Source organism: Kytococcus sp. HMSC28H12, from assembly GCF_001816045.1.
Lineage (GTDB): Bacteria > Actinomycetota > Actinomycetes > Actinomycetales > Dermatophilaceae > Kytococcus > Kytococcus schroeteri.
Map to the genome: position 1 here is coordinate 1421 of NZ_KV824572.1, position 8260 is coordinate 9680.

Annotated in this window: 9 protein-coding genes; 2 read left to right on the top strand and 7 right to left on the bottom strand. The window is 73.9% G+C overall.

What is annotated here, in order from left to right:
• From HMPREF3099_RS13020 to pdxH, 7 genes are all read right to left on the bottom strand, one after another.
• Positions 1-554, bottom strand: a 554-nt coding sequence (locus tag HMPREF3099_RS13020; protein ID WP_202816734.1) for a metallophosphoesterase family protein, incomplete at its 3' end; no start/stop codon positions are given.
• A 92-nt stretch (positions 555-646) separates the two neighbouring features.
• Positions 647-1075 (bottom strand): fluoride efflux transporter FluC, encoded by a 429-nt coding sequence (locus tag HMPREF3099_RS13665; RefSeq protein ID WP_070705642.1) that lies wholly within the window; start codon positions 1073-1075, stop codon positions 647-649.
• On the bottom strand, positions 1075-1461 hold the full coding sequence (locus HMPREF3099_RS08945) for a CrcB family protein (protein ID WP_070705643.1): 387 nt from the start codon (positions 1459-1461) through the stop codon (positions 1075-1077). The genes HMPREF3099_RS13665 and HMPREF3099_RS08945 overlap by 1 nt, the downstream gene beginning before the upstream one ends.
• A complete protein-coding gene (locus tag HMPREF3099_RS08950; RefSeq protein ID WP_070705644.1) occupies positions 1458-2555 on the bottom strand; it encodes a hemolysin family protein in 1098 nt (365 codons plus the stop codon). The genes HMPREF3099_RS08945 and HMPREF3099_RS08950 overlap by 4 nt, the downstream gene beginning before the upstream one ends.
• Entirely contained in the window at positions 2555-3910 is a 1356-nt protein-coding gene (locus HMPREF3099_RS08955; RefSeq protein WP_070705645.1) for a hemolysin family protein, read from the bottom strand. The genes HMPREF3099_RS08950 and HMPREF3099_RS08955 overlap by 1 nt, the downstream gene beginning before the upstream one ends.
• A gap of 28 nt (positions 3911-3938) precedes the next feature.
• On the bottom strand, positions 3939-4664 hold the full coding sequence (locus HMPREF3099_RS08960; RefSeq protein WP_070705646.1) for a metal-dependent transcriptional regulator: 726 nt from the start codon (positions 4662-4664) through the stop codon (positions 3939-3941).
• Between the two features lie 89 nt (positions 4665-4753).
• Positions 4754-5506: a pyridoxamine 5'-phosphate oxidase gene (pdxH, locus tag HMPREF3099_RS08965; RefSeq protein WP_070705647.1), complete on the bottom strand. Its 753-nt coding sequence runs from the start codon at positions 5504-5506 to the stop codon at positions 4754-4756.
• Positions 5507-5598: 92 nt separating this feature from the next.
• On the opposite strand from pdxH, the gene HMPREF3099_RS08970 reads away from it, so the two are divergent.
• Positions 5599-6147 carry a hypothetical protein gene (locus HMPREF3099_RS08970; protein ID WP_070705648.1) on the top strand — a complete coding sequence of 183 codons (549 nt, stop codon included), beginning with the start codon at positions 5599-5601 and terminating at the stop codon, positions 6145-6147.
• A 102-nt stretch (positions 6148-6249) separates the two neighbouring features.
• Positions 6250-8260 (top strand): aminopeptidase N (gene pepN, locus HMPREF3099_RS08975; RefSeq protein WP_070705649.1); only part of this gene is annotated, 2011 nt, incomplete at its 3' end.

Below are 8260 nucleotides of genomic sequence, written 5' to 3' on the forward strand. Positions count from 1 at the left end.
GCCCGCCGCATGCGGGCGCCGTCGAGCGCCGAGACCCGGTGGCCCGGGTCGAGCTCCCGCAGCTGGCCGTGGGCGACGAGGACCCGCCGCACCCCGTCGGCCGGCGGGTCGAGGAGGTCGAGCACCTCGGCCACCACGTCGCGGTCCGGCTGGTTGGTGGTCAGCGGGACCCCCACCAGCTCCACCCCCTCGGCCACCGTCACGGGCTCGCTGTCGCGCAGCACGTGCACGTGCCCCAACCCGGCCCCGGTGAACACCTCCTGGTCGTAGATCGAGGCGGCGTCGAGCGCGTCGTGGTTGCCGGGCAGCAGGTAGACGTCCACCGGCACCTGCCGCAGCGCCTCCATGGCCCGTCGCACCGTGTCGCGCCCGAGCTGGTTGGAGTCGAAGACGTCCCCCGCCACCACCATGAACGCGCAGCCGTGCTCGGCCGCCACCTGCCCCGCCCGCACGACCGCGTCGTTGCGCGCCTGCGTGAAGCGCGCCTGGTCGGCCTCGGAGAACCAGCGCCGGGTCATGCCCCACTGCCAGTCGCTCGTCTGCAAGAACCTCATGCCCGCAGGCTAGGGGGCACCCCCGACAACATCCCCCGGCCGTCCACAGGGCCGGCCCGATGCAGGGAACGTGCCCGGCGCCGAGACGCACCTCAGCCCGTCAGCGCCACGGACGCCTCGGCCGCCAGCCGCGCCGCCCCGGCTCCCAGCACCCAGGTGGCCAGCCCCAGCGCAGCGGCCACCGCCCGGTCCCCGGCCACCCACCGCCGGACCACCTGCAGCGTCAGCGTCGACCAGGTGCTCAGCGCCCCGGCCAGCCCACTGCCGAGCAGCCACCAGTCCCAGCCCAGCACGGGTCCGGACACCAGCGGCAACGGCGCGGACCCCGGGGCCGACGACACCAGCACCGTTCCCCCGGCCACCCAGCCCAGCAGCGCGCACGCCACGAGGTTGGCCACGAGCACGCCCACCTCGGCCACGGCCGGGACCCACCGCTGCGCCGCCCGGTCGGCCGCGTACCGCCCCACGGCACCCAGCGCGCCGCCCACGGCCACCCAGAGCAGCACCGTCACCGAGGGCATCAGCGCACCGCCGCCTCGCCACCGACGGCCCCCACACCGTCCTGCCCCCGCACGACCCGCCCCACGCGCACGCCCGCCCAGGCCAGCAGCACACCGACCGCCAGCAGGAGCGGCCCGGCCCAGAACCACGCCCACGACCCGGCCATGAGCAGCGCCCACCCGCTCACCGTGGTGAACCCGCCCAGCGCCCCGGTGCCCACCAGCACGAGCAGCCCCGGCCGCCGACCGGACCACACGGCATCGGCCAGACCCAGCAGGAAGGCCCCCACCAGGTTCACCACGAGCACACCCACCGCGGACCCCCACGCCTCGGAGAGCAGCACCCGGGCCACCGACCCGACCGCGCCGCCGAGCGCCACCAGCGCCCACGGCCGCCACCCGGTCACGGCGCCACCGCCGGAGTCACCCGGGCCCGACGCAGGCCCCGGTTGGCACCTGCAGCGCGCACCAGCTCGTCGGTCTCGTCGTCGAACTGGCCCAGGATCTGCTCGAGGATGTCCTCCAGCGCCACCATGCCCACCTTGCGCCCGGCGGGGTCGGCCACCATCGCCAGCTGGGCGCGGTGCTGCCGCATCTGCGTGGCGGCGTCGATGAGGGGCAGCTCGCGGCGCAGCGTCGGCATCTGCTGGCGCAGGTCCACCACGCCCGGGTTGGTGCCCGTGGCCCGCGCGGTCACGGCATCGCGCACGTGCACCAGGCCCACGTAGCGCGACCCGTGCGTCACGATGAGGCGCGAACGCCCCGTGCGGCGGCTCAGTTCCTCGACGTCCGCCGCGGTGGCGCCCACGTCGATGGTCACGAGGTCGCGCGCCGGCCGGGTGACCGCCGAGAGGTCCTGGTTCTCCAGACGGAACGCGCCGGCCAGCAGGCGGGCGTCCTCGTCGGGCAGCACGCCGGCCTCCTGCGAGGAGGACATGAGGCGCTGCAACTCGGCCGGCCCGTGCTCCTCCTCGATGGTGTCGACGGCCTCCACGCCCACCAGCCTCAGCCCCAGGTTGGTGATCTCGTTGAGCAGCCAGATGAACGGCTTGGTCACCATGGCGAAGGCCCGGAAGGGCAGGGCCACGACCACCGCGGCGGTCTCCGGGTGCGCGATGGCCCACGACTTGGGCGCCATCTCGCCGACCACCATGTGCAGGTAGGTCACGAGGGTCAGGGCCACCACCAGGGCGACCGGGTGGGTCAGCGCGTGGGGCACGTGCAGGGCGTGCAGCACCGGCTCCAGCAGGTGGGCGATGGCCGGCTCGGCCATGGCACCCAGGCCCAGCGTGGCCAGGGTGATGCCCAGCTGGCTGGCGGCCAGCATGAGCGAGAGCTCCTTGCTGGAGGCCACGGCGGCGCGGGCGGCACGCCCCCCGGCCTCGGCGCGCTCCTCCAGGCGGTGGCGCTTGGCGGCCATGATGCCGAACTCGGCGGCCACGAAGAACCCGTTGGCCGCCAACAGCAGCACCGAGAGCAGGATCTTCTCGAGCTCCCCCATCAGGCCACCTCCTCCACGTCGTCCACGGTCACCGGCGCGAGCAGCACCTCGTCGGGCACGTGGCGCTCCACCGCCACCACCTCCAGGCTGGTGCAGGCGCGCACGGTCTCGCCGTCGGCGTCACGGACGGTCCAGGCCACCTCGGCCACGTCGCCCTCCTGCACCACGCGACCCAGCGTCTTGAGCACCAGTCCGGAGAGGGTGTCGTAGTCGTCGCTCTCCGGCAGCGCGATGGAGGTGAACTTGCGCACCTCGTCCAGGCGCAGGTTGGCCGGCAGCAGCCAGGTGCCGTCGGCGCGCTCGGTGGCGGGCGACTCCTCCTCGTCGTCCTCGTCGAGGATGTCGCCGACCACCTCCTCGGCGATGTCCTCGAACGAGACCACGCCGGCGAAGCCCCCGTGCTCGTCCACCACGACCGCGATCTGCCGGTGGCGGCGACGCATCTCCTCCAGCGCCTTGGTGACGCCCAGCGAGGTGGGCAGCAGCACGGCCTCGTCCACGATGCGGTGCACCACCGTGCTGGCGCGCTCGGCCACCGGCACCTCGAGCACGTCGGAGATGCTCACCACGCCCACGATGTCGTCGATGTCGCGCCCGTACACCGGGTAGCGGCTGTGCCCGGTGGCGAGCAGGTCCACCAGCTCGGCCACGCTCGCGTCGGCGCTCACGGTCTCCACGTCCACGCGGGGGGTCATCACCTCGCCGACGGTGCGGTGGCGGAAGGCCAGCCCGCGGTCGAGCAGGTCCTGCAGCTCGTCGTCGAGCAGGCCGCTGGCGTGGGACTGGTCGATGATGCGCTGCAGGTCCTCAGGTGTGGCGGCGGAGTCGAGCTCCTCCACGGGCTCGATGCCGACCTTGCGCAGCAGCCACGCCGCCGAGCTGTCGAAGAAGCGCACCACCGGGCCCACCACGGCGAGGTAGGCCGCCGTGGGGACGGCCAGGGCCCGGGTGAGGGCCACCGGGCGGGCGATGGCCCAGTTCTTGGGGCCCAGCTCACCCAGCACCATCTGCACGATCGTGGAGAAGAGCAGCACCCCCAGCGAGATGGCCACGGCGGTGGCGCCACGGGAGGCCTGCTCGGCGCCCACCAGGTCGCGCAGGCCGGCACCGATGAGGGGCTCGGCCGCGTAACCGACGAGCAGCGTGGTGACGGTGATGCCGAACTGGGCACCCGAGAGCACGAAGGACAGCCGCGTGGTGAGGTCGTAGGCCTTCTGGGCGCGGGCGTCGCCCCCCTCGGCGCGGGCCCGCAGCTCGGTGCGGTCCACCGAGACGAACGCGAACTCCTGCGCGACGAAGAACCCGGTGAGGGCGGTCAGGGCGAGGACTGTGAGGACGCCGAGGGCGACGAGCACGAGGGGTGGGTCTCCGATTCCGGGGGGGTTACTTGGTGGGCTGGGTACTTCGGGGGTCCACGCGGCTGACGAACACGTGCACCGCGATCTCCTGCGGCAGCGAGACGCCGCCGGTGACGCCCTCGCGCAGGCCGCGGGCCACCACGCGGTCGTCGCCGCGGGCCTCCACCTGCACCCGCTCGCCGGGGACCACGCCGGCCTCCGTGAGCAGGGCGAGGGCCTCGGCATCGACCTGCACGGGCTCGCCGATGCGGCGCACGAACACGGCCTCGTGCCCGTCGCGGACCACGTCCACGAGGCGCTCCACACCGTCGCGGAAGGTGGTGCCCTGGGCGCCACCGAGCTCCTCGAGGCCGGGGATGGGGTTGCCGTACGGGGACTCCTCGGAGTTTTCCAGCAGGGCGAGGATCTTGCGCTCCACCCGGTCGCTCATGACGTGCTCCCAGCGGCAGGCCTCCTCGTGCACGTACTCCCACTCCAGGCCGATCACGTCCACGAGCAGGCGCTCGGCCAGGCGGTGCTTGCGCTCGATGCGGGTGGCCTGCGCACGCCCCTCCTCGGTGAGGTGGAGGCGGCGGTCCTCCCCCAGGGTCACCAGGCCGTCGCGGTCCATGCGGGCGATGGTCTGGCTCACCGTGGGTCCGGAGTGCCCCAGTCGCTCGGCGATGCGGGCGCGGAGGGCCGGGATGCCCTCCTCGTCCAGTTCGTAGATCGTCTTGAGGTACATCTCGGTGGTGTCGATGAGGTCACTCACCTGGGCCTGCCTTCCGTGGCACGTGCGGAGGCGCCAGTGTACGGGGTCCGGCGGTCAGGGGGTTAGGCGACCCTCACCCCCGGCCGGGGTCACGGCTGGAGGGCCAGGTGCGTCCAGGCCGTCTCGTAGTCCAGCGGCAGCAGCAGGTCGCGCTGGTCGGCCACGGGACGGGCCAGGTCGAGCGGCTCGGTGAGGGTCCAGCGCCAGCGGTCGTGCATGCGCGACTGGCGGCCGGTCCACACCTCCACCTGGTAGGGGCGCACGAGGTAGCCGCCCCAGTGGTCGGGGGTGGGCACGTCGTCCTCGCGGGCCCGGTCCGGCCACCGCTCGGCCAGCTCGGCCTCGCGGGACACCAGCTCGGCGCGGTCGGCCAGCGGGTGGGACTGGCGGCTGGCGTGGGCGCTGATGCGCGACCCCCAGGGGCGCTGCCGGAAGTAGGCGGTCACCTCGTCGCGGGGCAGCTCCTCGGCCACGCCGCGGAAGCGGAGGGCGCGGAACATGCTCGGCCAGGTCCAGGTGAGGGCCACACGCGGGTCGGCGGCCATCTGCTCGGCCTTGGCGGAGACCAGGGAGGTGTAGAAGCGCAGGCCCTCGGTGGAGACGTCGCGGCAGAGCACGGTGCGCACGTCCGGGGCGCCCTCGGCGTCCACCGTGGCCAGGGCCATGGCGGCCGGCTCGGGCACGTCACCCCGCTCCAGGGCCCGGTGGTGGGCGGCGTGGACCCACTCCTGCACCACGGCCCACGGGGCCGCGGGAACGTGGTCGGGCTCGAGGCCCTCGCCGGTGTACTCCAGGCGTCCGAGTCGGCGACCGCGCCGACGACCGAGGTCCGAGGGGTGCATGCACCCAGCGTAGGGGCCGGGAAGGCGCGACCACGCACCGGTGTTGGCATCATGACGAGGCAGCGAAACCGCCACCCGCCCGAGGAGGCCCCGTGGTCAACCCCAGGATCATCCGCAACGCCGTGAAGTACGGACCGGTGATCGCCGGCGCCGCGCGCAGGTACGGCCCCACGTTGGTCTCCGAGGCGCGCAAGCACGCTCCCGGCGTGGTGGAGGAGGTTGAGCGCCGCACCGGTCGCCGGGCCCCGGCCACCGACGCACAGGGCCGCCCGATGGCGGACGCCACCCCGCGCCCGACCGGCAACCTCGTGGACCGCACGCCGCTGGGGCCGACCGCCGCCAAGCGCCGCGCCCGGGCGCACGCCCGCTCGGTGGTGGACGGCTCGGTGCTGCAGACCTTCCTGCACTCCCGCCCGGTGTTCGTGGTGTTCTCCGGCGACACCCCGGTGGCCACGCACCCGCACACCGACGTGCCGTTCAGCGAGCTGCTGCGCCACGCGGACCTCTCGGCCCGCCGCCGACCCCGTCCTGCGGGGGGAGCCGCCCCGCGGCCGGCACCCGGTACCCCGCCCGGCCAGGGGACGCCGCCCGGCCAGGGCCCCGACGACGAGCCGCTGACCGGCACCGTCGTGGACCCCTGAGGCGGCCTCCGTCCACAGCCACCGACCCGACCACCAGCTCGTCCGCAGGCGTCCGGGGTGGTGGAGACGTGACGGGGACCACGCCCTGATTGACTGTCCCCCGTGACGTACACCCCCACCGCCCCGCACTCCTCCCGCAACCTCACCCGCGCCGAGGCCGCGCAGCGTGCCTCGCAGGTCAGCGACCTGGCCTACCGGGTGGAGATCGACTGCCGCACGGCACCCGACGCCGGGGCCACAACTTTCGGCACCACCACGACGCTCGACTTCACGAGCACCGCAGGGTCCACCTTCCTGGGCTTCCTCGGGGGCGTGGACGCGGTGACCGTGGACGGGGAGCCGCTGGACGTCGAGGCCGCCTTCGACGGCGCCCGCATCCAGCTGCCCGAGCTCTCCGCCGGCCGCCACCGCGTGGTGGTGCAGGCGGTGGGCACCTACGGCCGCACCGGACAGGGCCTGCACCGCTTCATCGACCCCGCCGACGGCCGCACCTACCTGTACACGCACTTCGAGCCGGCCGACTGCCGCCGCCTCTACACGACCTTCGAGCAGCCCGACCTCAAGGCCGCGTTCACCTGGGTGGTCACCGCCCCCACCGACTGGGTGGTGCGCTGCAACGCCGAGGACGAGGTGGCCACCACCGAGGCCCCCGCCGGCACCGTGGCCGGCCACGAGGTGCCCGCCGGCACCACCCGCGAGTGGGCTCCCACGCTGCCCATGAGCACCTACATCACCGCCATGTGCGCCGGCGAGTACCACCGCACCGAGCGCACCTGGACGGGCACCACCTCCGAGGGCGAGACGCTCGAGGTGCCCGTGGGCCTGCTCTGCCGCCAGAGCCTGGTGGAGCACTTCGACGCCGACGAGATCTTCGAGATCACCTTCGCCGGCCTCGACTTCTTCCACCGCACCTTCGGCGTGGCCTACCCGTGGGGCACCTACGACCAGGTGTTCGTGCCCGAGTACAACCTCGGCGCCATGGAGAACCCGGGCTGCGTGACCTTCACCGAGAACTACGTGTTCCGCTCCACCCCCACCCGCGCCCAGCGGGCCGGACGGGCCAACACGATCCTCCACGAGATGGCGCACATGTGGTTCGGCGACCTGGTGACCATGGAGTGGTGGAACGACCTGTGGCTCAAGGAGTCCTTCGCCGAACTGCTGGGCACGCAGGCCAGCGCGGACGCGACGGAGTTCACCGACGCGTGGGTGGCCTTCTCGACGGCCCGCAAGCTGTGGGCCTACCGCGTGGACCAGCTGCCCTCCACCCACCCGGTGGTCGCGCAGATCGACGACCTCGAGGCCGCCCGGCAGAACTTCGACGGCATCACCTACGCCAAGGGCGCCGCGCTGCTGCAGAACCTCATGAACTACGTGGGCCGCGAGCAGTTCTTCGCCGGCTCCACCGCGTACTTCCGCGAGCACGCCTACGGCAACACCACGCTGCCGGACCTGCTGCGCGCCCTCGAGGAGGCCTCGGGCCGCGACCTCGACGCGTGGGTGGGCCCGTGGCTGCGCACGGCCGGCGTGTCCACCATCGGGCTGGAGGTGGACACCGCCGAGGACGGGACGGTCACCGCCGCGCGCCTCACCCAGCACTGCACCGACCCCGTGACTGGCGAGGAGGTGCTGCGTCCGCACCGCCTGGCCGTGGGCACCTACGCACTCACCGACGGCCGCCTGCAGCGCACCGGCCACGGCGAGCTGGACCTGGCCGGGGCGTCGGTGGACCTTGCCGGCGTGGCAGGCCTGGAGGGCCTGGTGGGAGCCGCCCGCCCGGACCTGGTGCTGGTGAACGACGGCGACCTCACCTACGCCAAGCTCGCCCTCGACGAGCACAGCACCGCCACCCTCGTGGAGCACCTGGGCACCCTGGAGGAGGACACCTCCCGGTCCACCGCGTGGTGGGCCCTGTGGGACGCCACCCGCGACGGCCGCCTGCACGCCGCGCAGTACGTGCGCGCCGCCATCGCCAACCTGGCCGACGAGCGTCACGGCGGCGTGCTCGGCGCGGTGAGCGCCAACGCGCGCGCCGCCATCGAGGGCTACCTGCCGGCCGAGCAGCGCGACGCCTGGCGCGCTGCCTGGGCCGAGGCCTGCCTGGCCAACCTGC